At 29.1% G+C, this 25,088-nt stretch carries 32 protein-coding genes; 14 read left to right on the top strand and 18 right to left on the bottom strand.

Going from position 1 to position 25,088, the window contains the following annotated elements; genetic code table 11:
* Nucleotides 1-62 precede the first annotated feature (62 nt).
* The 3 genes from ACPB8Q_RS05605 to ACPB8Q_RS05595 are packed head-to-tail and all read left to right on the top strand — an operon-like array spanning nucleotide 63 to nucleotide 1,900.
* Complete coding sequence (locus tag ACPB8Q_RS05605; protein WP_423792202.1) at nucleotides 63-566, top strand: hypothetical protein; 504 nt, start codon at nucleotides 63-65, stop codon at nucleotides 564-566.
* Nucleotides 559-741 carry a 4Fe-4S binding protein gene (locus ACPB8Q_RS05600; protein ID WP_423792201.1) on the top strand — a complete coding sequence of 61 codons (183 nt, stop codon included), beginning with the start codon at nucleotides 559-561 and terminating at the stop codon, nucleotides 739-741. The genes ACPB8Q_RS05605 and ACPB8Q_RS05600 overlap by 8 nt, the downstream gene beginning before the upstream one ends.
* On the top strand, nucleotides 728-1,900 hold the full coding sequence (locus ACPB8Q_RS05595; protein ID WP_423792200.1) for an NAD(P)/FAD-dependent oxidoreductase: 1,173 nt from the start codon (nucleotides 728-730) through the stop codon (nucleotides 1,898-1,900). The genes ACPB8Q_RS05600 and ACPB8Q_RS05595 overlap by 14 nt, the downstream gene beginning before the upstream one ends.
* Here ACPB8Q_RS05595 and ACPB8Q_RS05590 read toward each other — a convergent pair whose 3' ends face one another.
* On the bottom strand, nucleotides 1,901-2,344 hold the full coding sequence (locus tag ACPB8Q_RS05590) for a universal stress protein (protein ID WP_423792199.1): 444 nt from the start codon (nucleotides 2,342-2,344) through the stop codon (nucleotides 1,901-1,903).
* A gap of 252 nt (nucleotides 2,345-2,596) precedes the next feature.
* Here ACPB8Q_RS05590 and ACPB8Q_RS05585 point away from each other — a divergent pair, with 252 nt between their 5' ends.
* Nucleotides 2,597-3,175 (top strand): hypothetical protein, encoded by a 579-nt coding sequence (locus ACPB8Q_RS05585; RefSeq protein ID WP_423792198.1) that lies wholly within the window; start codon nucleotides 2,597-2,599, stop codon nucleotides 3,173-3,175.
* Between the two features lie 15 nt (nucleotides 3,176-3,190).
* Here the strand turns inward: ACPB8Q_RS05585 and ACPB8Q_RS05580 are convergent, their stop codons facing one another.
* Nucleotides 3,191-3,379: a hypothetical protein gene (locus ACPB8Q_RS05580; RefSeq protein ID WP_423792197.1), complete on the bottom strand. Its 189-nt coding sequence runs from the start codon at nucleotides 3,377-3,379 to the stop codon at nucleotides 3,191-3,193.
* Between the two features lie 349 nt (nucleotides 3,380-3,728).
* Here ACPB8Q_RS05580 and ACPB8Q_RS05575 point away from each other — a divergent pair, with 349 nt between their 5' ends.
* The 4 genes from ACPB8Q_RS05575 (at nucleotide 3,729) to rpl12p (ending at nucleotide 6,420) form a co-directional block, all read left to right on the top strand.
* Complete coding sequence (locus tag ACPB8Q_RS05575) at nucleotides 3,729-4,067, top strand: P-II family nitrogen regulator (RefSeq protein WP_423792191.1); 339 nt, start codon at nucleotides 3,729-3,731, stop codon at nucleotides 4,065-4,067.
* A gap of 240 nt (nucleotides 4,068-4,307) precedes the next feature.
* Nucleotides 4,308-4,973 (top strand): 50S ribosomal protein L1, encoded by a 666-nt coding sequence (locus ACPB8Q_RS05570; protein WP_423792196.1) that lies wholly within the window; start codon nucleotides 4,308-4,310, stop codon nucleotides 4,971-4,973.
* 14 nt (nucleotides 4,974-4,987) lie between these two features.
* The gene (locus tag ACPB8Q_RS05565; protein WP_423792195.1) at nucleotides 4,988-6,004 is read left to right on the top strand and encodes a 50S ribosomal protein L10; all 1,017 of its coding nucleotides are present in this window, start codon (nucleotides 4,988-4,990) and stop codon (nucleotides 6,002-6,004) included.
* Between the two features lie 107 nt (nucleotides 6,005-6,111).
* Nucleotides 6,112-6,420, top strand: coding sequence for a 50S ribosomal protein L12 (rpl12p, locus tag ACPB8Q_RS05560; RefSeq protein ID WP_423792194.1), 309 nt, complete (start codon nucleotides 6,112-6,114; stop codon nucleotides 6,418-6,420).
* A gap of 17 nt (nucleotides 6,421-6,437) precedes the next feature.
* Here the strand turns inward: rpl12p and ACPB8Q_RS05555 are convergent, their stop codons facing one another.
* Nucleotides 6,438-7,343 carry a dihydroorotate dehydrogenase gene (locus tag ACPB8Q_RS05555; RefSeq protein WP_423792193.1) on the bottom strand — a complete coding sequence of 302 codons (906 nt, stop codon included), beginning with the start codon at nucleotides 7,341-7,343 and terminating at the stop codon, nucleotides 6,438-6,440.
* Between the two features lie 76 nt (nucleotides 7,344-7,419).
* On the opposite strand from ACPB8Q_RS05555, the gene ACPB8Q_RS05550 reads away from it, so the two are divergent.
* From ACPB8Q_RS05550 to ACPB8Q_RS05540, 3 genes are all read left to right on the top strand, one after another.
* Nucleotides 7,420-8,043 (top strand): NERD domain-containing protein, encoded by a 624-nt coding sequence (locus ACPB8Q_RS05550; protein ID WP_423792192.1) that lies wholly within the window; start codon nucleotides 7,420-7,422, stop codon nucleotides 8,041-8,043.
* A 106-nt stretch (nucleotides 8,044-8,149) separates the two neighbouring features.
* A complete protein-coding gene (locus tag ACPB8Q_RS05545) occupies nucleotides 8,150-8,488 on the top strand; it encodes a P-II family nitrogen regulator (protein ID WP_423792191.1) in 339 nt (112 codons plus the stop codon).
* A gap of 19 nt (nucleotides 8,489-8,507) precedes the next feature.
* Entirely contained in the window at nucleotides 8,508-9,752 is a 1,245-nt protein-coding gene (locus ACPB8Q_RS05540; protein WP_423792190.1) for an ammonium transporter, read from the top strand.
* A gap of 30 nt (nucleotides 9,753-9,782) precedes the next feature.
* Here the strand turns inward: ACPB8Q_RS05540 and ACPB8Q_RS05535 are convergent, their stop codons facing one another.
* Genes ACPB8Q_RS05535 through ACPB8Q_RS05500 form a run of 8 tightly spaced genes read right to left on the bottom strand, consistent with a single transcriptional unit; the run spans nucleotide 9,783 to nucleotide 14,011 of the window.
* The gene (locus ACPB8Q_RS05535) at nucleotides 9,783-10,178 is read right to left on the bottom strand and encodes a Zn-ribbon domain-containing OB-fold protein (RefSeq protein ID WP_423792189.1); all 396 of its coding nucleotides are present in this window, start codon (nucleotides 10,176-10,178) and stop codon (nucleotides 9,783-9,785) included.
* Nucleotides 10,179-10,180: 2 nt separating this feature from the next.
* On the bottom strand, nucleotides 10,181-10,351 hold the full coding sequence (locus tag ACPB8Q_RS05530) for a CooT family nickel-binding protein (protein WP_423792188.1): 171 nt from the start codon (nucleotides 10,349-10,351) through the stop codon (nucleotides 10,181-10,183).
* Between the two features lie 23 nt (nucleotides 10,352-10,374).
* The gene (locus tag ACPB8Q_RS05525; RefSeq protein ID WP_423792187.1) at nucleotides 10,375-11,547 is read right to left on the bottom strand and encodes a thiolase domain-containing protein; all 1,173 of its coding nucleotides are present in this window, start codon (nucleotides 11,545-11,547) and stop codon (nucleotides 10,375-10,377) included.
* Nucleotides 11,544-11,720, bottom strand: coding sequence for a HepT-like ribonuclease domain-containing protein (locus tag ACPB8Q_RS05520; RefSeq protein ID WP_423793413.1), 177 nt, complete (start codon nucleotides 11,718-11,720; stop codon nucleotides 11,544-11,546). Before ACPB8Q_RS05520 ends, ACPB8Q_RS05525 begins: the two co-directional genes overlap by 4 nt.
* Before the next feature lie 11 nt (nucleotides 11,721-11,731).
* Nucleotides 11,732-11,881, bottom strand: coding sequence for a hypothetical protein (locus ACPB8Q_RS05515; protein WP_423792186.1), 150 nt, complete (start codon nucleotides 11,879-11,881; stop codon nucleotides 11,732-11,734).
* Nucleotides 11,874-12,278, bottom strand: a complete 405-nt coding sequence (locus ACPB8Q_RS05510; RefSeq protein ID WP_423792185.1) for a nucleotidyltransferase domain-containing protein — start codon at nucleotides 12,276-12,278, stop codon at nucleotides 11,874-11,876. The genes ACPB8Q_RS05515 and ACPB8Q_RS05510 overlap by 8 nt, the downstream gene beginning before the upstream one ends.
* 6 nt (nucleotides 12,279-12,284) lie before the next feature.
* A complete protein-coding gene (locus ACPB8Q_RS05505; RefSeq protein WP_423792184.1) occupies nucleotides 12,285-13,322 on the bottom strand; it encodes a hydroxymethylglutaryl-CoA synthase family protein in 1,038 nt (345 codons plus the stop codon).
* Complete coding sequence (locus ACPB8Q_RS05500) at nucleotides 13,316-14,011, bottom strand: helix-turn-helix domain-containing protein (RefSeq protein WP_423792183.1); 696 nt, start codon at nucleotides 14,009-14,011, stop codon at nucleotides 13,316-13,318. Before ACPB8Q_RS05500 ends, ACPB8Q_RS05505 begins: the two co-directional genes overlap by 7 nt.
* Before the next feature lie 687 nt (nucleotides 14,012-14,698).
* Here ACPB8Q_RS05500 and cas2 point away from each other — a divergent pair.
* Entirely contained in the window at nucleotides 14,699-14,962 is a 264-nt protein-coding gene (gene cas2 / locus ACPB8Q_RS05495) for a CRISPR-associated endonuclease Cas2 (protein ID WP_423792182.1), read from the top strand.
* Here the strand turns inward: cas2 and cas1b are convergent.
* The 6 genes from cas1b to ACPB8Q_RS05465 all read right to left on the bottom strand — a co-directional run bounded on the left by cas1b (nucleotide 14,959) and on the right by ACPB8Q_RS05465 (nucleotide 22,163).
* Nucleotides 14,959-15,927: a CRISPR-Cas system spacer integrase Cas1 gene (gene cas1b, locus ACPB8Q_RS05490; RefSeq protein ID WP_423792181.1), complete on the bottom strand. Its 969-nt coding sequence runs from the start codon at nucleotides 15,925-15,927 to the stop codon at nucleotides 14,959-14,961. The two genes, cas2 and cas1b, sit on opposite strands and share 4 nt — an antisense overlap.
* An 80-nt stretch (nucleotides 15,928-16,007) precedes the next feature.
* On the bottom strand, nucleotides 16,008-16,523 hold the full coding sequence (cas4, locus tag ACPB8Q_RS05485; protein WP_423792180.1) for a CRISPR-associated protein Cas4: 516 nt from the start codon (nucleotides 16,521-16,523) through the stop codon (nucleotides 16,008-16,010).
* 9 nt (nucleotides 16,524-16,532) lie between these two features.
* The gene (gene cas3 / locus ACPB8Q_RS05480; protein ID WP_423792179.1) at nucleotides 16,533-18,896 is read right to left on the bottom strand and encodes a CRISPR-associated helicase Cas3'; all 2,364 of its coding nucleotides are present in this window, start codon (nucleotides 18,894-18,896) and stop codon (nucleotides 16,533-16,535) included.
* The gene (cas5, locus tag ACPB8Q_RS05475) at nucleotides 18,896-19,672 is read right to left on the bottom strand and encodes a CRISPR-associated protein Cas5 (protein ID WP_423792178.1); all 777 of its coding nucleotides are present in this window, start codon (nucleotides 19,670-19,672) and stop codon (nucleotides 18,896-18,898) included. The genes cas3 and cas5 overlap by 1 nt, the downstream gene beginning before the upstream one ends.
* 15 nt (nucleotides 19,673-19,687) lie before the next feature.
* Nucleotides 19,688-20,593: a type I-B CRISPR-associated protein Cas7/Cst2/DevR gene (cas7i, locus tag ACPB8Q_RS05470; protein WP_423792177.1), complete on the bottom strand. Its 906-nt coding sequence runs from the start codon at nucleotides 20,591-20,593 to the stop codon at nucleotides 19,688-19,690.
* Between the two features lie 16 nt (nucleotides 20,594-20,609).
* Complete coding sequence (locus ACPB8Q_RS05465; RefSeq protein WP_423792176.1) at nucleotides 20,610-22,163, bottom strand: hypothetical protein; 1,554 nt, start codon at nucleotides 22,161-22,163, stop codon at nucleotides 20,610-20,612.
* 154 nt (nucleotides 22,164-22,317) lie between these two features.
* Here ACPB8Q_RS05465 and ACPB8Q_RS05460 point away from each other — a divergent pair, with 154 nt between their 5' ends.
* Nucleotides 22,318-22,962 carry an IS6 family transposase gene (locus tag ACPB8Q_RS05460; protein ID WP_423792175.1) on the top strand — a complete coding sequence of 215 codons (645 nt, stop codon included), beginning with the start codon at nucleotides 22,318-22,320 and terminating at the stop codon, nucleotides 22,960-22,962.
* Here ACPB8Q_RS05460 and cas6 read toward each other — a convergent pair.
* Entirely contained in the window at nucleotides 22,925-23,683 is a 759-nt protein-coding gene (gene cas6 / locus ACPB8Q_RS05455; RefSeq protein ID WP_423792174.1) for a CRISPR-associated endoribonuclease Cas6, read from the bottom strand. The two genes, ACPB8Q_RS05460 and cas6, sit on opposite strands and share 38 nt — an antisense overlap.
* Before the next feature lie 107 nt (nucleotides 23,684-23,790).
* Here cas6 and ACPB8Q_RS05450 point away from each other — a divergent pair, with 107 nt between their 5' ends.
* Nucleotides 23,791-25,086, top strand: a complete 1,296-nt coding sequence (locus tag ACPB8Q_RS05450) for an APC family permease (protein ID WP_423792173.1) — start codon at nucleotides 23,791-23,793, stop codon at nucleotides 25,084-25,086.
* The last annotated feature ends 2 nt before the right edge of the window (nucleotides 25,087-25,088 follow it).

The following is a 25,088-nucleotide window of genomic DNA, read 5'->3' as shown; positions in this document are numbered from 1 at the left end:
AATAACTAAGTTTATAAATGTTGTGGAATAATTTCTTAATAACATAGGGTTATGATGTAGCTTTGATAGAGTTTAATAACCATATTACAGTAGGAATAGCTTTAAACAATTCTCCTGGATATTATTATTCTTATAACAATAAACACTACTACTATATTGAAACAACATCACAAGGTTGGAAGATTGGAGATATTCCAGAAGAATATTTAAACAAAAAATCTAAAATTTTTGTTATATCATATAATAAACCTCTTTATGTCTGGGACTGTAAAGCTTATTTATATACAGAGAGAAATTATAAGTTTGTAAAGTTTGTATTCAAAATAAAAAACTTTGGAAATAGAACAGGAAAGTTTAAGGTTTATGCTACATTTGATATAGGAAATGGATATGTATATAATCCAAAAGAGTCAGATTTTATAACTCTTAAACCAAATGAAGAAAGAACAATAACCTTAGAAATACCTGTTCCTAATAAACCATACAAAAAATTATTGCTTTGTTTATTAGATGAAAATAACTCTTTAATTGATATAAAATACTTCTTAGAGGGAGATTATGGTTAAATTTAATTTTCTAAGATGTGGCCATTGTGGAGCTTGTGTAGGAGTTTGTGAAAGATTAGCTATCCAACTAATTGAAGAAACAATAATTATTGATAAAAATAAGTGTAACAACTGCTTATCTTGTGTAATTATATGTCCTTTAAATGCATTAGAGGGAGATAATGAAAGAGCTTAAAGAGAGTTATGATGTAGTTGTAGTTGGAGCAGGACCTGGAGGTAGTTGTGCAGCATACTCATCAGCTAAGAAAGGTGCTAAAACACTTTTAATTGAAAAAAGCCAAGAGATAGGAGAACCTGTAAGATGTGCAGAGGCAATTCCTTTTTTAGAAGATTTTGGTATTGAACCAAAAGAAGAATTTATAAGAAACAAAATAGTTGGAGGATATTTATTTTCTCCATCAGGGTATAGAATAGAGATTAGACAAGACAAAGCACAAGGTTATGTTGTAGAAAGGAAAATTTTTGATAAATATCTTGCAATAAGAGCAGTAAAAGCTGGAGCTAAATGTTCTATAAAATCAACAGCTCTAAGATTGGAAAGAGATGGAGATGAGTGGATTGTTGTAGTTGAATACTTAGGAGATGAGTATGAAGTTAGAAGTAAGATAGTTATAGCAGCTGATGGGGTTGAGAGTAATATAGCAGAGTATGCTGGTTTAAAATGTAAAAAGAAACCATTAGAAGTTTGTTCATGTGCAGAGTTTGAGATGGTTAATGTTAAATTTATAAACAATGAGATGATGGAGTTTTATTTTGGAAATGATATTGCTCCAAAAGGTTATGCTTGGATATTTCCTAAGGGAGAAACAGCAAATGTTGGTTTAGGTGTTAGAGACAAAAAGAAAAAAGCAATAGATTATCTTTATGAATTTTTAGAGTATAACTTAGTTAAAGATAGATTAGATAAGGCTACCCCAATAGAGTTTAAAGTTGGAGGAGCTCCAGTTTCTGGGCCAATAGAGAAGACATATACTGATGGAGTTTTGGTAGTTGGAGATGCAGCTGGACAAATAAGTCCTCTTACTGGTGGAGGGATATATTTAGCTATGGATTGTGGATTTATAGCTGGTGAAGTGGCTGGAGAAGCCATTAAAAATAAAAATTGGTCGGAAGAATATCTCAAAGTTTATGAGGATAGATGGAAAGAGAGACATTACAATTATCTAATATCTCATTTAAAATATAGAAAAATCTTAGAAAAAATGGATGATGAAGAGTTAGATGAATTAGCTAAAACCTTAGGAGAGAAGTTAGATGATATTGATTTAAAAAAGTTTATTAAAAAAATTATAGTAAAACCAAAATTATTAAAATACTTTAAAGATTTAATTTAATTATTCTTCTTTTTTTGGTTTTTTTACAACTAAAACAGGACAGTGGGAATTCTTAATTACTCTTTCAGCTACACTTCCTAATAAAATTCTTTCTAAACCTGTTTTTCCAGTTGTTCCCATAACTATTAAATCTGCCTTAATCTTTTCAGCAAATTCTACAATCTCTTTAGCAGGAATTCCTTCTAAAAGTTCAGTTTTAACATCTAAGTCATATTCATTGGCAATTTCTTTAGATTTTTTTAGAATTTCTTCTCCTTCTTCTTTTAACATCTGTTCAATCATTTCCCAAGTACCCTCAGCAGGCAAACCTACAAATGGTGAGATATCAACAACATATATAACATAAACTTCTGCATCCATCTTTTTTGCTATATAATATCCATGCTTAAGTGCTTCATTAGAAACATCTGAGCCATCAGTAGGAATAACTATTTTCTTATACATATTTTCACCAAAATTATTTATATTATTATTTCATTATTCCTAAATTATTATTAAAGCTATTTAAATGTTAGATATCCTCATTAAATTATTTATTTCAATTATTTATTATATACTATTGAATCATTATATTTTTATATTCTGTTTAATATTTATATGAATTCATTTGCAGTAAATTATATATATTAGATTGATTAGAAATTGACATTAAAAAATAAGAATATAAATATAAAAAAAATATAAGAGGTGTTATTCATGAAGATTGCTGAAAAAGTATATGAAGAAGGAATTTTAAAATTAAAAGAAAATGCTCCACAAATAATAGTAAGTTTAGTAGTAGCTGCTTTAATTTGGTTATTTGGGGTTTTGGTATTTATTCCATTGGCTGATATGTTAGGCAATCCTTATTTATTTGGATTAACTGCTCTAAAACCTATAATTTCTATAATTATAGGTTTAGCTTTGTTGTTTATATTTTTAAGAATAGCAAAAGATTTTGGAGAATTAATGGATGGTATTGCTGATATTATAGCAGCAATAATTGCAGGAGAAAGAATAACTGATGAAAAATTAAAAAAGTATAGAAGAGGTTTTAGAGGATTAGCATACTTAATAGTTGTAATAATTGCCTATATATTTGCATTGCCAATATTAGCAGGAATAGCTCCAGTTATTGCTGGAATTGTTTTAATATTAATTGTTATCTGGGCTGTTATTGTATTAATCAATTTAGGAAATATCTTCCATGCAGAAATAGAAGAAGGAGTTAGGTTAGCTATTAAAAAATTAGAAGAATCTTACAAAAAAGCAAAAGAAGAAGAAAAACAACAATAAGGAATATTTAAAAATTTAACACATCTTATAAGCAATAGATGCCCAATAATCCAAAATTTCATTAACATGTTTTGATAAATTTTCTTTTTTTCTTTTATATTTAGCTAAGTTCCTTAATTCTCTTAATATAATTTTTAGTTCTTGCTCATTTACTGTTGGAGCATTTAATAATATGGATACGGCTTTTCTATCTATCTCATCCATATTATCACCGTAGTAATACAATTCAAGTTGTAAATAATATCATGTAATAACTAATATTTATAATTTATTATCATTATTTAATAATCAATATTAAAATTAGTTTTATTATATTTAAAATTAACTTTAATTTTTATATCTAAATTAGTAAATTAAAATCGCAAAATTTTTATATTGTTGTTATAATTTATAGTGAATTGGGGTGGGCGCAACGCTAACCATCTTTGGGGTATCCTGAGTCCCTAACAACGTTGCGCTGTGAGAGGGGAACCCCAACTATGGGGACCCTCTCACGTTTTTTTCTTTAAACAGTTATATTAATTATTTTAGATTTATGGATATAGTGGTAAATATGAAAAAGATAGAGGCAATAATAAGACCGGAGAAATTGGAGATAGTAAAAAATGCGTTAGCTGAGGAGGGATTTTTAGGAATGACTGTTATAGAAGTAAAAGGTAGAGGGATACAAGGAGGAATCGTGGAGAGATATAGGGGTAGAGAGTTTGTTGTGGATTTACTACAAAAAGTAAAGATTGAGTTGGTCGTAAAAGAGAAGGATGTAGATAAAGTTATTGATATAATCTGTGAGAACGCAAGAACTGGAAATCCTGGAGATGGTAAAATCTTTGTCCTTCCTGTTGAGAGAGTTGTTAGAGTTAGAACCGGAGAAAAAGATGAAAATGCTATTTAAAATTTTTTTATTTTTTCCATAATTTCAATTTTGAATAAGAATTTAAGAATATATTGAATATAATGGGTTATAACTTACCTAATATTTGTATATTTCATTATATAAATTACCACAAATATTAATTATAGAAAGTTTTATATATAGTGTGTGCTTTTTACTACATAAAATCTAAGATAATAGAATCTTAGCAAATATTTGTTTTCTCTTTTCTTGAAACAAAAAATAAACAGGGAGGAATCTATGGACAGAGAAGCAATTTTACAAGCAGTGAAGGAGGCTCGCCAAAAGGCGAAGCCGAGAAACTTCACACAATCCTTTGAATTTATTGCTACATTAAAAGAAATTGATATGAGAAAACCTGAAAACAGAATAAAAGCAGAAGTTGTCTTACCTCATGGTAGAGGAAAACCAGCAAGAATAGCTGTTATTGGTACAGGAGATTTAATAAAACAGGCAGAAGAATTAGGATTAACTGCTATTAGAAAGGAACAAATTGAAGAACTTGGTAAAAATAAAAGAGAATTAAGAAAATTAGCAAAAGCTCATGACTTCTTTATTGCTCAGGCAGATTTAATGCCTCTAATTGGTAGATATTGGGGAGTTATTTTAGGTCCAAGAGGTAAAATGCCTAAGCCAGTTCCAGCAAATGCAAATATAAAACCATTAGTTGAAAGATTAAAAAAGACAGTTGTTATAAACACAAGAGATAAACCTTACTTCCAAGTATTAGTAGGAAATGAAAAAATGACTGATGAGCAGATAGTTGATAATATTGAAGCTGTTTTAAATGTTGTTGCACAAAAGTATGAAAAAGGACTCTACCATATAAAAGATGCTTATGTAAAATTAACAATGGGACCAGCTATAAAAATAGAAAAAGACAAAGATAAGAAAAAGAAAAAATAAATAGGGGATAATTTATGGAGACAAAAGTTAAAGCTCATGTAGCCCCTTGGAAGTTTGAGGAAGTAAAAACATTAAAGGGGCTAATTAAAAGTAAGCCTGTTGTTGCATTAGTAGATATGATGGATGTTCCAGCCCCTCAATTACAAGAAATAAGAGACAAAATAAGAGATAAAGTTAAATTAAGAATGTCAAGAAACACTTTAATAGAGAGAGCTTTAAAAGAAGCTGCTCAAGAATTGAACAATCCAAAATTAGCTGAATTAGCTAATTATATAGAAAGAGGGGCAGCTATCTTAGTTACTGATATGAATCCTTTCAAACTCTACAAAATGTTAGAAGAAAATAAAAGTCCTGCTCCTGTTAAAGCAGGACAAATTGCTCCTTGTGATATAAAAGTTGAAAAAGGTTCTACTGGAATTCCTCCAGGGCCTTTCTTATCTGAATTAAAAAGAGTAGGAATTCCAGCAGCAATAGAAAAAGGTAAAATTGCTATAAAAGAGGACAAAGTTGTTGTTAAAAAAGGAGAAGTAGTTTCTCAAGAAGTTGCTAATGTATTAAACAAATTGGGTATAAAGCCTATTAAAGTTGGTTTAGATATATTAGCTGTTTATGAAGATGGAATTATTTATACACCAGATACTTTAAAAGTTGATGAAGAAAAATTATACAATGATATTCAGTTGGCTTATCAACAAGCAATGAACTTAGCATTTAATATAGCATATCCAGCTAAGGAAGTTTTACCACTCCTCTTACAAAAAGCATTTATCAATGCAAAAGCTGTTGCTATTGAAGCTTGCTATGTAAGTAAAGATACTGCTCCAGATATCTTAGCAAAAGCTTATGCACAAGCATTAGCATTAGCATCTAAACTTCCAGATGAAGCATTAGATGAAGAAATTAAAGAAAAATTATCTTCACAACCAGTTGTAGAAGAGAAAAAAGAAGAAACACCAAAAGAAGAGGAGAAAAAAGAAGAAGAGAAGAAAGAAGAAGAAACTGCCGCAGCTGGTTTGGCTTTCTTGTTCTAACCGAAAATTATTTATAACTATTTAAAATATATAAACTCCTTAAACATTTTTTCTATTTAGGTTTGAAAAATATAAAAACACATAATACAACTTTGGAGGTGTAAAAAATGGAATACATATATGCAGCATTATTATTACATGCAGCTGGAAAAGAAATAAATGAAGAAAACTTAAAAGCAGTTTTATCTGCAGCAGGTGTAGAAGTAGATGAAGCAAGAGTTAAGGCATTAGTTGCTGGATTAGAAGGAGTAGATATTGAAGAAGCAATAGCAAATGCAGCAATGCCAGTTGCAGCTGCTCCAGCTGCTGCTCCTGCACCAGCAGAAGAGGAGAAAAAAGAAGAAGAGAAGAAAGAAGAGAAGAAAGAGGAAGATGTTGGAGCTGCAGCTGCAGGATTGGCAGCTTTATTTGGATAAATCAAAAAACTTTTTTTTTATTCATGAGCTAATCCTACAATATCTTTTAAAGTTAAATTTTCTTCTAACAAATACTCTTCTATTTCTTTGTTTATTTTTTTAAAAATTTCATAATCTTTTAATACAGCTGTTCCTACTTGCACAGCTGAAGCTCCTGCTAAGAAATATTCAATAGCATCATATCCAGAAAAGATACCTCCCACTCCTATAATTGGCTTATTGAAGTTTTCATAAAGTTCATAAACTACTCTTAATCCAATAGGTTTTATTGCCTTTCCACTCAATCCCCCAAATTTATTTGCCAATATTGGTTTTTTAGCTTTTATATCTATTGCGAGACCTCTAACAGTGTTTATTGCTGTAAATCCATCAATTTTAGCATCATTTGCAGCTGAGGCAATTTCTATCACATCAGTTACATTTGGAGTTAATTTAACAAAAACAGGAACTTTAACAGATTTTTTTACTTCCTTACATATTGAATAAGTTAAATCAGGATTCTGCCCTATAATTTTATTTACTCCTTTTGCATGAGGACAAGAAATATTTAACTCAATAATATCTGCAAGATGTTCAACTTTTTTAGCAATTTCTTTAAATTCTTCCTCATTTTCTCCAAAAATAGATACAATTAACTTAGTATTCATCTTATTTAGATAACTTTTTATTTCTTTTATTTCTTCTAAAAATTCATCTACTCCAGGACTACATAATCCAATAGCATTTAATAAACTATCATCTAACTCTACAATTGTTGGATTCTTGTGACCTTCTCTTTCATTTAGAGATATTGATTTTGTAGTAACTGCCCCAGCACCACATTTAGCCATTTTTAATAAAGATTTTCCTGTTGAGCCCATTATTCCACTTGCCAAAAATACAGGATTTTTAAACTTGACTCCACAAAGCTCAATATTTAACATACATATCTCCTCAAAATTTTTTTATTTAATGAACAACTAACTTATTAATATAAAATTATTATGTGGAGTTATAACAATGTTAAACTCATTAAGATTAAAGGATGAAAAAGAAGTTAAAATAAAAATTAATAACTATCTATTAAGAGGATACTCCTGTGAGAAATTTCAAAATACATTAAATGAATTGTTTAATCAATCATTAAATAAGGTTAGTTATAGAAAAGTCCTTTTAACCTTAGAAGAATGTGAATATATAAATAAATTAAAAAATATTCTTGATTTACATTTTTGTAAAAAACCTAATTTAAATCCAGGAATGATATTTGAATTTTGGTTGTATTACACTGTCTTAGAGTTTTTTAGAGAATCTAAAAAAGATGTTAAAGTAGTAAGAAACTTAGATGTTAAATACAAAGATAGTGGATTAACAGAAATTGATTTATTAGTAGAGTATAACAACAAAATAATAATTTTTGAGTGCAAAAATAAATTTGTTGGCTCTAATACTCTTTTAAAACTTCTTGGAGTTATGAACCTACTAAATATAAAAAATGGAGTTATTGCAACAACTAAAAAATTTAAATGGAACTTAGATAAAGAAGAAATCTCAAAAAATTGTAATATATACATCTTAGATAAACTTTTAGAGAAAGACAAAAACAAAATATTTAAAGAATTCAAATATATTTTTAAAATGTAGGAAATATACTTCCTGTGAGCGAAAGGTATTTATATTACTTTATATTATTAGTAGGAAATAGCTTTCTATATACTAAGGAATATAGATTCCTATTGTGGTGAGAAATATGAAAAAGATAGAGGCAATAATAAGACCGGAGAAATTGGAGATAGTAAAAAATGCGTTAGCTGAGGAGGGATTTTTAGGAATGACTGTTATAGAAGTAAAAGGTAGGGGGATACAAGGAGGAATAGTAGAGAGATATAGGGGTAGAGAGTTTGTTGTGGATTTACTACAAAAAGTAAAGATTGAGTTGGTCGTAAAAGAGAAGGATGTAGATAAAGTTATTGATATAATCTGTGAGAACGCAAGAACTGGAAATCCTGGAGATGGTAAAATCTTCGTCCTTCCTGTTGAGAGAGTTGTTAGAGTTAGAACCGGAGAAAAAGATGAAAATGCTATTTAATAAGAAGAGGTGAAAACAAATGGCAACAGCAGATTTATTTGCAAATGCAAACAATATTCATTCCATTGTTCAGGCATTGGTGCATTTAGCAAATGCTTCAGATGTATTTTTCCTTGTTGTTATGGGTGTTCTTGTCTTCATGATGCAGTGGGGCTTTGCAATGCTTGAGGGAGGTCAAGTTAGAAAGAAAAATGTTAATAATGTTATGATGAAAAATATGGTTGATTGGCTTATTGGTTGTGTTTCTTGGTTGTTTATTGGTGGTATATTAGCATCTTCTGGTTTTGATATTTCAGCATATATTGATTGGTGGCATAAAATATTAGGTTCAAATTGGCCAAATAATGGTTTAGATTTAGCAAGCTGGTTCTTTGGACTTGTCTTCTGTGCAACAGCAGCAACAATAGTATCTGGAGGAGTTGCAGAAAGAATTAAATTCAGTGCTTATGTTATTATTTCTTTAATAATTACTGCATTTTTATATCCATTGTTTGTATATTTAGGTCCTTGGGGAGCTTCAATTGTTCCATGGCATGACTATGCAGGAAGTTTAGTTGTCCATGGTTTAGGAGGATTTTTAGCTTTAGGGGCAATATTAGCATTAGGTCCAAGAATTGGAAGGTTTGTTAATGGAAAACCAGTTCCAATATTAGGACATAATATACCAATGGCTGTTTTTGGGGCTTTTGCATTAGCTATTGGATGGTATGGATTCAACGTAGGAAGTTCATTAGCTTTAGGAGATATTTCTGGGTTAGTTTGTGCAACAACAACAATGGCAATGGCTGGGGGAGGAATTGGAGCATTAATAGCTTCTAAAAATGATGTTCTCTTTACAGCTAATGGAATAGTTGCTGGTTTAGTTGCTATCTGTTCAGGAACAGATGTTGTAAGTCCTATTGGAGGGTTATTAATTGGTTTAGCAGCTGGATTACAAGTCCCAATTGTTTATAGATTGGTTGAAAAAGCTGGATTAGATGATGTCTGTGGAGTTGTTCCAGTTCATGGAACTGCAGGAGTTGTTGGTGCAATATTGGCAGGAATCTTTGGAATGAAAATGTTTGGAGGAGCTGGAGGAGTTAGTTTAATAGACCAAATAATTGCATCAATATTCTGTATTGTTTATGGAACTGGATTAGGATTTATCTTAGCTAAAATAGTAGATATGATAATGGGATTAAGAGTTAGTGAAGAAGAAGAGCTAAAAGGATTAGATTTAGCTGAGCACAAAATGCCAGCATATCCAGAAGAAGAGATTATGTAAAAAAAATTAAATTTTTTTATTAATTTTTACTTAGTTTTTAACAGGTTTAAACTTATATCCATAAACAATAACTCCATCATCTCCATCTTCTTTTATTCTTCTAAATACTACTTCAACTGGCATTCCTATATATACATCTTCTGGCTTACAGTCAATTTGAGCTGTTATTTTTGTACCTTCTTCTAATTCAACTATTGCTATAACATAAGGAGCTAATTTTTCAAAGTCCTTAGGTGGAACATGAACAACTGAATAGGAATATATTTTTCCTCTCCCACTCAACTTTATTTTTTCAAATTTAGTCTTTCTTCTACATTTTGGACATATTACTCTTGAGGGGAAGTATATAGTTCCACAGTTTAGACATTTAACTCCTATTAAGTTGTATCTCTCTTTTATATGTCTCCAACTTCTTACAACTTCCATATCTATTCAACCTCAATTTTGTTGTTATTTACATCAACTTTTTTAATTTCTCCTTCTAATTCTTTCCTTTCTCCAAATAAATCAATAGCTATAACTTTATTATCTTTTTTTTCAATTAATACAACATCTTCCATAATTTTTTCTCCTTTATAGTAGAGGTTGAAGTTGCACATGATTCTCACTTAATTTAATTTTTTTAATTTCTTGATAGTATATGAATACAAACAGTTCCACCAGTTCCTCCAACATTTGCGGTTAATCCATATCCATTCTTTATTTCTACTTGTCTATCTTTAACCTCTTTATCTTCTTTTAGTTGCCAGTAAATTTCTCCAACTTGTCTTATTCCTGTTGCTCCCAAAGCATGACCAGCAGCTTTTAATCCACCTGATGGATTTATTGTTGGGAATTTATCAGAATATGAAATCTCTTTATTATAGACAATTTTTCCAGCTTCTCCTTTCTTACAAAATCCTAAATCTTCTAATAAAATTAATCCATTGATAGCAAAACAGTCATGAACCTCAGCTACATCAATATCCTTTGGAGAAATTTTAGCTATCTTATAGGCTTTTTCTCCAGCAATTTTAGCAGCTTTTAGCTCTGTTATAGATTCCCTATCATGTAAAGCAATAGTGTCAGATGCCTGGGTAGTTGCTTTAATATAAATTAATTCATCTTTATTTACAAATTCTTTGGCTTTATCTTCACTTGCAATAATTAAAGCAGCTGCTCCATCAGATACAGGTGAGCAATGTAATAATCTTAAAGGTTCTGCAACAGGTGAAGAGCTTAAAACTTGTTCTAAACTAACTTTAAAAGGAAATTGGGCATATCTGTTTTTTGAAGCATGCTCATGCATTAATACACTCCACATTGATAACTCTTCCAAAGTTAAATTATATTCATACATATATCTATTTGCCATCATTGCATAGAGAGATGGGAAAGTAGCTCCAAACAATGCCTCCCATTCTTGGTCAGATGCAGAAGATATAGCTTTTGTAGCATCAACTACATCAGTCATCTTTTCTACTCCTCCTACTAAAATAACATCTGAGTTACCACTTGCAACATTTAAAATAGCTTGTCTTAATGCTAAACTTCCAGAGGCACATGCTGCTTCTACTCTTGTTGCAGGAATTGGATTCAATCCTGCACTATCTGCTATTAATGAAGCTATATGTTCCTGTCCAACAAATAAACCTCCTGACATATTTCCAATATACATCTCGTCTATATCTTTTCCATCTATTCCTGCAGTTTCAACAGCTTTAACTCCTGCCTCAACTATCAAATCCCTAAAACTTTTGTCCCATAGTTCCCCAAATTTTGTCTGTCCATATCCTAAAATAACAACTTTTCTCATTCTTTCACCATCATTTCATAAAATTCAATGAGTTTAATAATTATCTTGTAGAGTTCATCAATTCTTTTTAATCCTTCTTTTATGACTTCTAAATTTGATTTATCGTATTTATGAACTATTGCGTTTCTTAAACCATTGTATTGTTTTAATAAAGTAGCTTCATCTTCTGTAATAATATCATATCTTAGAAGTTTTTCAATATTTGTATAATATCCATTGTTATATCAACACATAATTGAAGAGAATACAACAAAGCTCTTTTTGTGATTTCATCTATTATCTCATGCTCTTTTATGAAATAATATTCCTCTTCAAATTTTTCGAGCTTATCCAAGTATCTTTTCTTTCTTTGCATTAAATCTTCTCCTCAACATAACCTTTTCTTTGACACTATTGAATTGATTTTCTTTAATTCTCTTTTCCATATCTTTCCAAATTTTCCTAAATTTGTAAAAGTATTCTGAAATCTCTAACTCATCCCCAAAAATTACTTTATGATTATTAATAATGTCTATTTTTATATACAGAGGGAGTTCTTCAAAGATTTTTATATCATATTTGTTTCCTAACTTTCCTAAAATTTTAAAATATGTATCTTTATCCACTTTAATTAAACATATATCTATATCACTTCTTTTTGTGTGTTCATTTTTTATATAAGAACCATAAATCAATACACCAAAAACTTTATCCTTAAATTCTTCAAAATCTTTTTTAACTTCATTAAGCATTTTTAGTCACATTTTAATCTTTTTCCTAAATTTGGCATAAATTGCATAATCTATATACTCTTTCTCTTCAATATATTCCTTAGTTTTTTTAGCTCTATCCTTAACTTTTTTAATTTTTTCATCTACAATTATATCAAAAGCATCACTACCTGCACCACTACCATAGGAGACAGCTAATATTTTCTCTCCACCTTCACATTTATCTAATATATTTGATAATCCCAAAGGAACAGCACCTGAATAAGTATTTCCTATATATGGAGTTAATAATCCATATTTATATTGCTCTTCTTTAAATCCTAATATTTTAGCAACTCTAATGTAGAATTTTCCATTTGGTTGATGAAAGACACAATAATCATAATCTTCTGGCTTTGTTCCTACCTTTTCCATCAGTCCCTTAGCTGCATTAATAACATGTTTAAAATATGCTGGCTCACCAGTGAATCTTCCTCCATGTCTTGGGTAAGGTTTTCCTTCTCTCCTCCAAAAGTCAGGTGTGTCTGTTGTATAACTAAATGTATCATTTATATGGGCTATAACATCCTTATTTCCTATAATATAGGCAGCTCCTCCAGAAGCTGCTGTAAATTCTAATGCATCTCCTGGAGCACCTTGAGCAGTATCTGCTCCAATAGCTAAACCATATTTGACCATTCCACTTTTAACTAATCCTAAACATATCTGAATACCAGCTGTCCCTGCTTTACATGCAAATTCTAAATCAGCAGCTGTTAAGTTTGGAGTAGCATCTATTGCCTCTGCAACTATTGTAGCTGTTGGCTTAACTGCATAAGGATGACTTTCACTCCCTACATAAACAGCTCCTATATCTTTACTATCTATTTCAGCTCTTTTTAATGCATTTTTTGCAGCTTCAACTGCTATTGTTGCAGTATCTTCATCTAAACCAGCTACAGCTTTTTCATAAACTAACAATCCTTTTTTTATTGCCTCAGGGTCTTTATTCCAAACTCTTGCAATCTCTTCAACTTTTATTCTATATCTTGGGATATAAGCACCATAACCTACAATTCCTACCATTTTTCCACCAAATTATTTAATCTATTTATTAGTTCATCAACTTCTAACTCTGTCTTTATAACTGGAATGCCATCAACTTCAGCCAATTTTATAGCTAATTTATCTATTCTTCTTAATCCCTGTAAAACAACAATTTTAGGTTTTAATAAACTAACTCTTATAGCAACTAATGGACTCCTACCAGATGAGACATTTGTAAAAATTAGAGCTCTCTCAGTAGTCCATCCATAAAGGTTATAGAAATCTTCTCCACTCATCTCCAAAATAGCTTTTATACTATCAACAACAGTGTGCCCATAGATTTCACCATTTATGTTACCAACAATTAGCTCTCCATCAATACACTCTATAAACTTATCAATTGGAATAGGTTTAGGATATTCTTTAATTGAGAGGATAGCATCCATATTAGGACTTCTATCTAACAACCTTTTTAAAGCATTAACAGTTTTCCCTCCTTTTTCTTTGTCTATATCAATTAGAGATAGAACATATTTTTTTACTATACTAACTCCTGGATTTTTTCTCCTTCCACTTTCATAGTCACTAATTACAGAAGGAGTTATATCCATATGTTTAGATAACTCATTCTGTTGAATATTAAAAAGTTTTCTCCATTTTTTCATTGCATTTCCAGGATTATCTGAAAGAACTATATCTCCTAAAATATATCTAACAACTTTATCCATATATCTCACATTTAAGTAGTATTCCTTGTAAAGTTATAAAAAAGTATCGTTTTTTGTTGAATGTTATTTAGTTTATTGCATAAGTTTATATATTCAGATGATAATTATCACGCTAAAAATTTTTATTTTTTGATTTTATAGTGTCTTAGAAGATTATTTTCAATTTAAAGGATTTTTAGAGAAATTCATAGGGGGTTTATATTTTGAATATTTTATATATTTTGATTATATAATTTACTGAGATTTTTATGAGTTTTAGGTTAATCCCTGATAAATTAGTTTAGTTTTTAAGAATAGACGGTTTTTAGTGGAATAATACTAAATAGAAAGATTTTTATAAAAGTTCGAAGGTATATAAATGAATAGGGAAACCTACCCTCCGAAAATTTTTGTCCCGAAAAGCTTATATATGAGAACGTTGCTATATTATGTTGCTATATTATTATGTCTAAAATGTGCCTCCTGTTAAAATAAGACCGTCATTGTTCTTATGATCTATAATATTGAAGTATGCACATAAATAAATGTTTTGTTAAAATAAGACCGTCATTGTTCTTATGATGCTCGTTATTATCTGCCAGATTGAAAATGTGCCTCCTGTTAAAATAAGACCGTCCCGGTATGGAAATTCAATTTTTTTAAGATTTTCTTTTAATTTATCGATAACTATGATAAAAAGATGATTTTATGTATGTAATAATTGTATATGATGTAAATGTTGCAAGGGTTAATAAAGTAAAGAGTTTTTTAAGGAAGTATTTACATTGGGTCCAAAATAGTGTCTTTGAAGGTGAATTAACTAAATCTGAATTAGAAATAGTTAAAGATACTATTTTTACAATAATTAATAAAGATGAGGATTCAGTAATAATTTATCAATTTCCAAAAAATTATATGCCAAAAAGGGAGATTTTAGGAATAGAAAAAAATCCTATTGATGATATCATTTAAAACCAAGCAACTAATGGTTCATATTCTTTTTGACCAATCAAATGCTTTATTAATTTATAGGTCTCTAACCTTATTAATCTCTTTTTAGATACATTTTTATTTAGGTTTGGATGTAGAACAGTTTTTTCCATTTCTTTATTGTAGTAGCTTAAGACAAGTTTCATTCCTTCTGTATTTAATAAGACACCATTTAGTTCATTTCTAAAATGATTTTTATTAATAATTCCTTGTTTTACTAATCTATTGGCTAATCTATCTACAATTATTGGTTTAAATATTTCACTTAAATCTAAAGCTAATGAAAATCTTCTTTCATATGGTTCATGGAGATAACTAACTGTTGGAGTTAGTTGGGTGTTGTATAGTTCTGTTATAATGGATGGATATAGTCTTGAATTTAAAAAACTAATAAGTGCATTCATTTCATTTTTTGGAGGTCTTTTTGTTCTTTTTACTATTTTAAAGTCTTCTGGTAATGTTTCATCCCATAACTTGTAATACTTAGCTCTAACTCTACCTTCTACATTCATAACTTCTGTTATTTTGTTACATCTATTTAACTCCTCAATATAGTCATCTAATTTAACTAATTTTTTAAATTTTCTTAAATTCTTTTCAATATTTTTTATTGCACCAATAATAAACAATTTTGCTAACTTTAATCTTTTATCTTTGTCTAAGTAATGCTCAACTTGATTAACAACTAAATATCCTGAATGTAATGATTCTCTTGGATAAAAACTTCCTGTATAATATCCATAATGGTTAAAGAAATGAACAGCAATTCCCTTTTGAGATAAATAATTTAAAACTTGTGAAGTTATATTTACCTTTCCATATATGTAGATATCATAGATTCCTTCAATTGCTAATGGTTTTTTACCATTTTTATTTTCAAAGTATATTGTGTTCTCCTTTCTAATTAGAGAACCATTAGTTATTATTGTTAATGATTTTTTTCTCATAATCTCACTTATATAAAACATAACTCATGGGTGTATATCCAGGGGAGAGTTGTAGCTGCTCTGGAAACTCATAATCTCACTTATATAAAACATAACTCATAGTATGCACAATTCTTACAAATTTTTTTATATTCTGGATTTGGTGGTTCTTTCATTGATTTTATTTTATTAATTTCATTTAAAGCCTTTTCTAACTCTAAAATATCTTTTTGAGTTAATTCTACTATCTTCTTTTCTTTAAGTTTTGGATAATTTATTACTGCTATTGATTCTAAACCTAATTTTTTTAAATAGTAAATATAGTAAAGAGCTTGCATAATATGAGCTTTTTCCATTGATTTACTTTTTTTAATTTCATGTATCTCAATAATTCCATTTGAATTTCTAATAAAATCTATCTTTATACTACCTATTTGAACTTCTTTTTCTTCTCCAAAGTAACTTTTTCTATGCAAAAATTTTCCTAAATCAACAAAATCACTCTCTTGTTCCATTGTTATACCTTTTATAAAATAAAATAGCTTTGTTTTGCATACATAGAGATAATTTATCTCAATTCCTCTAATTATAAGCTCATCTTCTAAATAATTATCCATAATTCCACTCTATAAGATGTCTTCAAACTCTTCTTCCTCTCTGTAGTCAAACCCTATTTCATAAGTATATTTAAATAGACAAATTAAATATCTTCTGGTTCTTTTACCAATTCTTTTTTCATAAGGATAAAAATGAATCAACCCCTCCTCATTTTTTATTTCATTTAAAATTAAATAGACTGGGATTTTTGCCATATATTCTGCTCTCAATGCATTCTCTCCCAACTCATCAAAATAAACTTTTGGAACTACCTCAATCTTCATAAATTTATCATCTCTAACTTTAAAGAATTTTCCTTCATCATCTATCGTTGCTAAATCTGTCCAATGCCTTCCAAATAATATTGCCTCATCAAAAAATAACTTTAAATCACTTGGAATACTCAAATTATAATCTTTATAAACATCATCAACAAAATCCTTAATATCTCTATAATTCAAAGGTTTTTCATAAAATTTTATATAGTCTAGTGTTTTTTCTATCAGTTCTTTACTATATGGCAAGTGTTTATATGGCAAGAATATTTTTAGCTTATACTCTTTTCCATTTTCTTTCCAATCTCTTCCTTTTCTATGTAATCTTCCAGCTCTCTGTCCAAGGGCATCTGGTGGTGATAACTCAGAATACATAATATCAACGGACATATCAAGAGAAATTTCAATGACTTGTGTAGCAACTATAACATAAGGCTTGTTTTGTCTGTTTCTCATTTTTTCTAAGTTAAAAATTTCTTTTTCTTTATTAACTCTATCCTTATAAGCAAACTGGGAATGATAAAGGATTGCTGGGACTTTATCTCTAATTGCCTTATAAAATTCTTTTGCCCTTTCAACAGTATTTAAAATAATCGCTTGGGAAAGTCCTTTTTTGTAGTTGTCTATTATTTCATTGATTATGTCTCCATTAACTTTCCATTTATCTCCTTCTTTACAAATTAAATGATTTTCTGAATATTCAAGTTTAAAAGGTTTGTAATTTAATCCCTCTTCATCAACTATAATCTCATAACCTTCAAAACAGTTAATTAAAAAGCTTGGCAGTGTCCCACTCATAAGTAAGTGGGGAATATCCATTTTCCTTAAAATATCAAAAAGTGTTAATAAATGCTCTAATGTGAATTTTTCATAGTAATGGACTTCATCGAAGATTATAACTGAACTCTGAATATTCCCTAAAGCAAAATCTGCATGAGAAAATCCATGAACAAAAGAATATATAACGTGGTCAATGGTTGTTATTGTTATTGGTTTAAAGAATACGTTTCCTTTAAAATTTTCATCCCTAATCTCTTCTAAGTCCTCTTCATCCTCTATATCTTTTGAATCCTTCAATTTAATAAAACTCTTTCCATGAAACAAACCAACATTTTCCTCTCCAAAAATCTTTACCAATCTATCATACATTGCATTGCTTGTTACTTGCGTAGGCATTGCTAAGATGATTTTATTTCTTTTAAAGTTTTTTAATGCATTTAATGCCCAAAGTAACGCCCCTTCTGTCTTTCCCCTTCCACAAGGGGCAAATAACATCACAAACTTATTTTTTGTGTTATAAAGCTCTTTTTGGAATTTGTATGGCTTATAATCTTTTAAGATAAACAATAATGGACTTTTAATATTCAAGGTTGGAACATAAATCTCTGAATTTTCCAAAATATCATCAAAAGTTCCTTCTTTATTCTTTGCATATTCACTAAAGTTTAAACTTGCAAAATCATCACATAATTGAAGAATGGAAAATAAAAACGAAAATATTGATTTTATTTTTATTTTTTCATTAAAGCTTAATGAATTTATATATTTTTTTGTTATTATCCAAAGGTCTCTTCTCAGTTTGTATAATTTTAAAGGTTTTGCATCCTTTGGAATTTCATGTATCTTTAGTTCTTTAAATTCAAAAAATTTCGAAAATCCAAGGGTATTATAAGCATCTTCAGTATTTTTTATAAAATCTTTAATTTCATCCACTAAAAAAGTTCCTTTTTTGTATTGTTGATAATCAGCATATAAGTTATCATAAAGTTGTGTATGATGAGACAAAATAGCAAAAACCTCAATTGGAACATCAAGCAAATAATCAAACTCAATGTTGTTTATAATTGAAAGGGCATAAAGTGGATGGGGATGTTTATTGCTTCTATTTCCTTTTTTAATGTTGTTTTGGAATTCTTTTGTTATTTTTCCAATATCATGTAAATAAATAGTGAAAAAAGTATTTTTTATAAATTTTTCAGTGGGAATTTCCCACCTATTGCAAAAATCATCAACTACATCAAAATTTCTTCTCAAATATTCTTTGTAGATTTTTAATGCGTCATAAGTATGTCCTTTTAATGTTTGAAATGCTTTTCCTTCCTTTTTAGCAAGAATCATTAAAACACCCTAATAAACTCATCTCCAAAATCCCAAACTTTTAAAGGCTTTTCAGTTGAATATGGAAACTTTGTTGGGATAGAGACAAGTTTATATTCAGAATAAACCTCTTTTAACTTGCCTTTTCTGTCTTTTATTGGGATAAATTTATATGGCAATTTTTCAAGTATGCATTTTTCATAAACCCCATCTAAGATACTATATATTTTATTTTCTTCCACTTCTTTTACTATAACTGGCTCAAATACCTCAATATCTACCAAATCATCAGATGTTCCAAGATACAATGGTCTTTTTGGATTTTTTAAGGCATTATAACTCTTTTTTATTTTCTTCTCTTCCCCTACAAGATAAATCCAATACTTTGGCATTATTAGAAACTCTCTATGCATTGGTGAAGATGGAAACTCCCTATCATAAATCACCTTCTCTACTTTTATAATATTCCCTTCTCCACAGTTTGGACATTTTTTTGGCTTTGAGTCAGATATTTTCTCAAATCCACAACTCTTACATCTATAACATGATTTTCTTGAAATCATCTTTAAGAATTTAGCCATCTCCTTGCCAATCTCTATTTTGCCTTCAATTCTCATTCCAATTTTAAACCAATTTTGAATCTCAAATGAATCTCTTGGCATTCCTAAAGCGTTTCCTATCATCCCCCTAATTGCTGTAAAAGGTGGTAACTTATAGGTTAAAGATAAAGAGGTTGTAACTGGTTTCCTAAAACTTACAAAGTAAATTCCTTCAACTCTAAACTTTAACCCCCACATAGAAACACCAATAATTTATAAGTTAATTTCATCTAAATAGCTCAATGCATCTTTTATTGCCACATGAGGAGCTTTAACTTCTATATTTAAATCTTTAAATAGATTTTTAACTTCTTCTTCATTTTCAAAGAAGTTTGGAACAAGCCCAACAAATATTTTTGGTGAATATTCTGAAACATCTTCAAGAATTATCTTTAATACACCAATATTTATCCTGTTATCTTTCAAATCTATTGCCTTTTGTAATCTATGAGAGTATATCTCTTGGAATGCAATTATTATAAAATCTGGTGTAAAATCGGTTAGCAATCTTGCCTGCTTTGAATAATCTGATAAATATCTCAAGGATTCAATAACCTTTGAAATCCTATTTTTACGTTCATCTTCATCTATAGCATAATCAATTTTAACAGCTCCATTTTCAATCTTTTCTTCGCCTCCAACCCTTTTAACATCGATTGCTACACCTACCTTATAGATATTAACTCCAATCTCTACATTTACTATATCCCCCTCTGCCTTTTCTCCCCCTCTATATTTTCTTGTTAAAAAATCAACTGCTGAGTTTTCATCAAATGGCAATAATCCTATTGCTGGAGACACTTTTACTGGAGAGATTCTTGTCCTTGCTCCAACATTTTTCTCTGGCTTCATGAATCCAAAGAGGTCACATCCTATACAGTCTTTTATATTTCCACATGTCTCCCCTTTATCATCTGGAACACACATAAACTCATTTTCATCTAAATTCCTTCTAATTGCCTCTTTTATATAATATCTCATCGCCTGCCCCGAAACGTAAGGATATTCAACACCATTTTTCTTAAATTTCTTAACATCAATAAAGTTACTCTCTCCTTCACCAGAGTTAAGGTTTGTTAGATCAGTTTTTGATAACCAAACTATCTCTATACCTTTCATCTAATCCCCCCTTTCTTCATTTAATTTTTTTAATGGCAAGATAAATGGATGAGTAGATAACTAATAAATCTCTAATCTCTTTCCAAATTTTCTCATGTTCTTTAACCATAATTACAAGTTCATCTATTGCAGTCGGTTTTATCTCTCTAAGTTCATCTTTCTCCATTCCATCCATTTTTCTTGATATTTCTCTTAAAACACTCCAAAACTCATCAATAGTCCTAACTTTATCAAGTTTATATAGTAGGGAAGAATTTCCAAGGGATATTTTCGCAATAATGTTTCCAACACTTTTTATTGTGTGTAATTTCTCCTTAGGAATTCCCATATTTACCAACCTCCATAGATAGATAAGTTCATCTAAAATTTCATAGGCATCTGATGATAAAATAACAAAGCCTCCTTTTCTTGGCATCAACTGCTTTGAAAAGGTTCTGAAATCGTCTATTAATAATGATTTTGCCAAATTTTCTTTAATTTCAGTGGTAATATCCCAATCAGTAACAAATCCTTTGCTGGTTTTCTTTTTGAAATATATTCCTTTTACCATATCATTATATATTAAGTAGCTATCTTCTATTAACTTACTTATCACCTCCAAAATTCCTTTATCAACATTTATGGTCTCAAACTTGATATTTTTAACTTTACCCAATGGGATGTGCAAAACTCCCCACTTATTGCATAATACTTCACTTTCTTTTACATTAACAATGAATTTCTCATAAAATGCTAATAAGGTTGTATATTCCCCAAAAATTTCTTCAATGTCATTGGAATTTGGTTTTTTAAGTAAATTTCCATACCTTTCTGATACTTTTAAAATTCCTGCGTTTAATGTCTCTTCCTTAAACTTGTTAAGTTCTATTAAGTTCTCAAATATTGGAAGGAATAAAAATGTTTTCTTTTCTTTTAATGTGTAATATATTAGCCCCTCATCAGTCCATTCCAAAACCCCCAACAAATAGCACATTAAACACAAGTTTTTATGATACTCTGGAAGTGATTTAATAGTTCTAATCCCACTTAAACTTTTATTTTTTGTTACAAATGGATAAATCGCCTGCTTTAATGTATAACTTTTTTTATACTTACCTCCACACATTATACAGATTTTATCTCCTTTTTTATTTTCTTTTAACTCATCCAATATCTTAGGCAATTTATTCCAGTCAAATACTTCTTCTTTTAATTTTACAGTTCCTCCTTCCTTTTTACCTTCTTGAAGCAGAATAAAGTCCTTCTTAATCTCTTTTGTAATTCCTGTCTTTTTATCTTCTCCAATTACAATCATATTTTTATATTTATGCTTAATTTGTTGAATCAGTGCATTTTTGAACCCTTCAAAGTTATCGAATTCAAAGATTAGTTTATCACTGGTTAGTGTAACATTAAGGTCTTCATTGTCTATCTTTTTTAAAATTCGATAAAAATTTTCTAATGCATTGTCCATCCATACATCATGGTAAATTGAAACTTCAAACATAAAAGTTTTAGATTTTTCAATATTATAGTTTTTTTCACTTTTATCATAATTTTGGTTAATAATCTCATCAGTTTTTATTTCCATGAATTCACCAAATATAATTATAATTTGTTAATTTAAATGATTTTGTTGTTATTATAATTTTATGTTATATTCATATCTATTTATCTTTTTCTATTTTTATCTTTGAGAGTGTCAAGTTAAGCTTTTATTAATAATTGATAAAAAATAATAAAATATGAAGCTCACGATAGAAGTCTTAAAGGAGAGAATCGAAGAGGAGAAGATTTTTAAAAGGAATAAGAAGTCGATAGAAGTTAAAATCTTAGCTGGGATTTTGTATTATCTTGGACTATCGTTGAGGAAGGTAAGTTTGTTTCTTTCCCAATTCGAAAGTATAAGCCATGAGTCGGTTAGGACTTATTATCACAAGATTAAAGATGTTTTAAACGAACCTAAAAGAAAGGAAAGATACGCAATTGCAATCGATGAGACCAAACTAAAGATTGGAAATGAAAATATTTACGTATGGTCTGCTATTGATGTTGAATCGAAAGAGTGCTTGGGAGTTTATGTTTCTGAAACAAGAAACTGCCTCGATACTATATTATTCGTTAAGAGTATATTAAAATTTTGCTCTAATAAGCCGAAGATTTTGGTCGATGGTGGAAGATGGTATCCGTGGGCATTGCAAAGATTGGGTTTAGAATTTGAAAGAGTCAGATTCGGACTGAGAAATTGTGTAGAAAGCTTTTTCTCACTACTCAAACGAAGAACTAAAGCATTTTATAATAGGTTTCCTAATAACAGCAAATTCGATACAGTTGTTAGCTGGATTAAAAGTTTCATGATGTTCTACAATTGGTTGAAGTCGTTAACTTGACAGTGTCTTTATCTTTTGTATTAACAACCATTCCAAATCCCATACTATTTTTTTCTCCAAATCCACATTCATATCCAAATTTTAAAAGCTCATAATCTCCCCAAACTTTAAAAACTAATTCTGAGCATCTACAATAAACATTTTTAATTTTCATCCTTTTAGATTTATACTTTAAAATTTCAAAATCAAAATCCAAATCACACTTTTTATTGTAAAAGTGCTCATATTTTCTCTTTAAATTGTTTTTTAAGTTTTCATAAAATTTAGAATGATTTGGAAGTAGGTCATAATCTTTTAATTTTCCATTGTCTTCAATTTTTGTTTTTAGATATATAGGAGATATTGTTTTAAATATCTCAAATTTTTCAGGGACTTTTAAAACCTTTGCTTTATCAACATAAAAATTAATATTTCCTACTTTTAAAGAGCCATCATCTAACAATCCAGAAACAAAGTTCTCAATAAAATCACTTTTTGGAGATGATAAATATAAATATACATTACCATCAATTGTTTCAATACCTTCCTTTCTTATAACTCTTCTCTTTACTTGTAGTAATGAAAAAGTAAAAAATTTGAATTTTTTGTAGTTATGAAGTTTTTCAGCATAAATTGGATTGGCTGATTGCAACTTATTATATATTGCTGATGCTAAGTAGTATTGATGGTTGTATGGAATAACTGTAAATTTATCAGTTTTTAGTTTTAGTTCAATTCTCATAATTTACACCTTTAAAATTTCATTAATATATATTATATAGTTCATATGTTAAATAAATAATTAAATAATCCAAATAAAATCTCTAAAATTCTAAAAATTGTGATAATATGTCCAAAAAGTTGACATTATATGAAGCAGTTGCAATGGCTGTTGGAGTTATGATTGGTGCAAGTATATTCTCTATTTTTGGTGTTGGTGTAAAAATAGCTGGTAGAAATTTACCAATATCCTTTATTCTTTCTGGAATATATGCTCTTTTAGTTGCATATTCATATGGAAAACTTGGAAGTAAAATTGTATCAAATGCTGGTCCTATTGCCTATATCCATAAAGCTTTTGGAGATTCTATTATAACAGGGGTATTAAGTATATTACTATGGTTAAGTTATGTTATATCTATAGCTCTATTTGCTCATGGTTTTGCTGGATACTTCTTACCATTAGTTAATTTACCATATACTCCACTAAATGTAGCTTTGGCTGAGGTTGGAATTGTTGCTTTATTCACAGCATTAAACTTTTTTGGTTCTAAAGCTGTTGGAAGAGCTGAATTTTTTATAGTTTTGATTAAACTAACTATTCTACTATTGTTCATTATAGGTGGATTATTTACTCTACATCTATCATATCTAATTCCTTCAACAGAGCCAAAATATCTTTATGGAACTTTATTTGCATCTGCTGTATTCTTTTTATCATATATGGGATTTGGTGTTGTAACCAATGCATCTGAACATATTGAAAATCCTACTAAAAATGTTCCTTTAGCTATATATATAAGTATTCTATTGGTTATGTTTATTTATGTTGGAGTAGCTATAACTGCAATAGGTAATTTGCCAATAGAAGAGATTATAAAATACTCTGAGAATGCTCTTGCTATTGCTGCAAAGCCATTTTTAGGAGAATTAGGATTCTTACTTATATCTATTGGAGCTATTTTCTCTATATCATCAGCTATGAATGCTACTATATATGGAGGTGCAAATGTAGCATATTCATTAGCAAAAGATGGAGAACTCCCTGAATTTTTTGAGAGAAAAGTATGGTTCAAATCAACTGAAGGACTATATATAACTGCAATTTTAGGATTGTTGTTTGCACTATTATTTAAAATAGGAGGAGTAGCAAATATAATTAGTAGTGTATTTATGGTTATTTACTTATGTGTTATTCTCTCCCACTATAAACTTGCTGATGAAGTTGGTGGAAATAGAAAAATTATATTATTCAACTTTATAGTTATATTGTCTATATTTTTAATCTTACAATATTATCAACTAACAAATAATATAAAATCATTCATAGGAACTGTTGTTGTATTTTTAGGAGCTTTAATATTTGAAATATGCTATAAATATAGATGTAAAAGAACATTTAATATTAAAAATAAAATAAAATAGAT

The sequence above is a fragment of the Methanocaldococcus indicus genome, assembly GCF_049554935.1.
Classification (GTDB): Archaea; AGJL01; Methanococci; order Methanococcales; family Methanocaldococcaceae; genus Methanocaldococcus; species Methanocaldococcus indicus.
This window is presented reverse-complemented; position numbering and strand designations above follow the sequence as displayed.

Bases quoted from the DNA above. Each gene is read 5' to 3' on its own strand.
- ACPB8Q_RS05565 (WP_423792195.1), top strand. From the start codon at position 4,988: ATGGAGACAAAAGTTAAAGCTCATGTAGCCCCTTGGAAGTTTGAGGAA.
- ACPB8Q_RS05530 (WP_423792188.1), bottom strand. From the start codon at position 10,351: ATGTGCAACTTCAACCTCTACTATAAAGGAGAAAAAATTATGGAAGAT.
- ACPB8Q_RS05600 (WP_423792201.1), top strand. From the start codon at position 559: ATGGTTAAATTTAATTTTCTAAGATGTGGCCATTGTGGAGCTTGTGTA.
- ACPB8Q_RS05545 (WP_423792191.1), top strand. From the start codon at position 8,150: ATGAAAAAGATAGAGGCAATAATAAGACCGGAGAAATTGGAGATAGTA.
- ACPB8Q_RS05595 (WP_423792200.1), top strand. From the start codon at position 728: ATGAAAGAGCTTAAAGAGAGTTATGATGTAGTTGTAGTTGGAGCAGGA.
- cas4 (WP_423792180.1), bottom strand. From the start codon at position 16,523: ATGGATAATTATTTAGAAGATGAGCTTATAATTAGAGGAATTGAGATA.
- ACPB8Q_RS05550 (WP_423792192.1), top strand. From the start codon at position 7,420: ATGTTAAACTCATTAAGATTAAAGGATGAAAAAGAAGTTAAAATAAAA.
- ACPB8Q_RS05500 (WP_423792183.1), bottom strand. From the start codon at position 14,011: ATGGATAAAGTTGTTAGATATATTTTAGGAGATATAGTTCTTTCAGAT.
- ACPB8Q_RS05575 (WP_423792191.1), top strand. From the start codon at position 3,729: ATGAAAAAGATAGAGGCAATAATAAGACCGGAGAAATTGGAGATAGTA.
- ACPB8Q_RS05555 (WP_423792193.1), bottom strand. From the start codon at position 7,343: ATGTTAAATATTGAGCTTTGTGGAGTCAAGTTTAAAAATCCTGTATTT.
- ACPB8Q_RS05510 (WP_423792185.1), bottom strand. From the start codon at position 12,278: ATGCTTAATGAAGTTAAAAAAGATTTTGAAGAATTTAAGGATAAAGTT.
- ACPB8Q_RS05540 (WP_423792190.1), top strand. From the start codon at position 8,508: ATGGCAACAGCAGATTTATTTGCAAATGCAAACAATATTCATTCCATT.
- cas3 (WP_423792179.1), bottom strand. From the start codon at position 18,896: ATGATTCTTGCTAAAAAGGAAGGAAAAGCATTTCAAACATTAAAAGGA.
- ACPB8Q_RS05535 (WP_423792189.1), bottom strand. From the start codon at position 10,178: ATGGAAGTTGTAAGAAGTTGGAGACATATAAAAGAGAGATACAACTTA.
- ACPB8Q_RS05465 (WP_423792176.1), bottom strand. From the start codon at position 22,163: ATGGAAATAAAAACTGATGAGATTATTAACCAAAATTATGATAAAAGT.
- ACPB8Q_RS05580 (WP_423792197.1), bottom strand. From the start codon at position 3,379: ATGGATGAGATAGATAGAAAAGCCGTATCCATATTATTAAATGCTCCA.
- cas1b (WP_423792181.1), bottom strand. From the start codon at position 15,927: ATGAGAAAAAAATCATTAACAATAATAACTAATGGTTCTCTAATTAGA.
- cas6 (WP_423792174.1), bottom strand. From the start codon at position 23,683: ATGAGAATTGAACTAAAACTAAAAACTGATAAATTTACAGTTATTCCA.
- ACPB8Q_RS05590 (WP_423792199.1), bottom strand. From the start codon at position 2,344: ATGTATAAGAAAATAGTTATTCCTACTGATGGCTCAGATGTTTCTAAT.
- ACPB8Q_RS05570 (WP_423792196.1), top strand. From the start codon at position 4,308: ATGGACAGAGAAGCAATTTTACAAGCAGTGAAGGAGGCTCGCCAAAAG.
- cas2 (WP_423792182.1), top strand. From the start codon at position 14,699: ATGTATGTAATAATTGTATATGATGTAAATGTTGCAAGGGTTAATAAA.
- rpl12p (WP_423792194.1), top strand. From the start codon at position 6,112: ATGGAATACATATATGCAGCATTATTATTACATGCAGCTGGAAAAGAA.
- ACPB8Q_RS05460 (WP_423792175.1), top strand. From the start codon at position 22,318: ATGAAGCTCACGATAGAAGTCTTAAAGGAGAGAATCGAAGAGGAGAAG.
- ACPB8Q_RS05585 (WP_423792198.1), top strand. From the start codon at position 2,597: ATGAAGATTGCTGAAAAAGTATATGAAGAAGGAATTTTAAAATTAAAA.
- ACPB8Q_RS05450 (WP_423792173.1), top strand. From the start codon at position 23,791: ATGTCCAAAAAGTTGACATTATATGAAGCAGTTGCAATGGCTGTTGGA.
- cas7i (WP_423792177.1), bottom strand. From the start codon at position 20,593: ATGAAAGGTATAGAGATAGTTTGGTTATCAAAAACTGATCTAACAAAC.
- cas5 (WP_423792178.1), bottom strand. From the start codon at position 19,672: ATGTGGGGGTTAAAGTTTAGAGTTGAAGGAATTTACTTTGTAAGTTTT.
- ACPB8Q_RS05505 (WP_423792184.1), bottom strand. From the start codon at position 13,322: ATGGTAGGAATTGTAGGTTATGGTGCTTATATCCCAAGATATAGAATA.
- ACPB8Q_RS05525 (WP_423792187.1), bottom strand. From the start codon at position 11,547: ATGAGAAAAGTTGTTATTTTAGGATATGGACAGACAAAATTTGGGGAA.